Source organism: Pseudomonas sp. EL_65y_Pfl1_R83 (assembly GCF_963970695.1).
GTDB classification, from domain to species: Bacteria; Pseudomonadota; Gammaproteobacteria; order Pseudomonadales; family Pseudomonadaceae; genus Aquipseudomonas; species Aquipseudomonas tritici.
Genome location: NZ_CAXAQI010000074.1, coordinates 1 through 761, shown reverse-complemented (window position 1 = coordinate 761; position 761 = coordinate 1). Strand labels below are relative to the sequence as shown.

The window sequence follows — 761 nt, the reverse complement described above, 5'->3', positions numbered from 1 at the left end:
CTTGGGCGCTTCGCCGCCGCCTTTGCGCGTTGGATCCTTGCGGAAGGCGACGACGTCATGCTGCTTCACTTCGCCGATTTCGCCGACGGGCAGATCGCCCAGCACGAACGGGCCGTAGCGGGTGCGGATCAGGCGCGAGACCTTGAGCCCGAGATATTCGAGCACGCGGCGCACTTCGCGATTCTTGCCCTCGGTCAGGATCAGTTCGATCCAGACATTGGCGCCCGTGCGGCGTTCGAGATTGGCATCGATCGCGCCATAGCGAACGCCCTCGATCTCGACGCCGTGGATCAACTCTTCGAGCTGCTCCTGCGTGATCGGGCCGTAGGCGCGGGCGCGGTAGGCGCGTTCGACGCCGGTTGCGGGCAATTCGAGCTGGCGCTTCAACTCGCCATCGGTGGTGAGCAGCAGCAGCCCCTCGGTCGCGAGATCGAGGCGACCGACGGGTACGAGTCGCGGCAGCCCCTCGGGCAGGCGATCATAGATGGTCGGGCGGCCGGCGGGGTCGCGCTCGGTGACGAGCAGGCCGGGTGGCTTGTGATAGAGGAACAGCCGCGCGGCGGCGGGCGCCTCGACGGGGTCGCCATCGACGGTGACACCGGCGAGCGAGGTGAGGATCGTCGCGGGCGTATCGAGCACCACGCCGTTGAGCGCGACGCGCCCTTCGGCGATCATGCGCTCGACTTCACGACGCGAGGCGACGCCCGCACGGGCGAGGAGCTTCGCGATCCGCTGTTGCTCTTTGGGGCGATCTTTGGGGG

The 761-nt window shown here is 68.1% G+C and carries 1 protein-coding gene; it reads right to left on the bottom strand.

What is annotated here, in order from left to right; all coding sequences use genetic code 11:
- A partial coding sequence (locus tag AACY08_RS27680; RefSeq protein ID WP_339472293.1) for a pseudouridine synthase occupies positions 1 to 761 on the bottom strand: 761 nt, incomplete at both ends.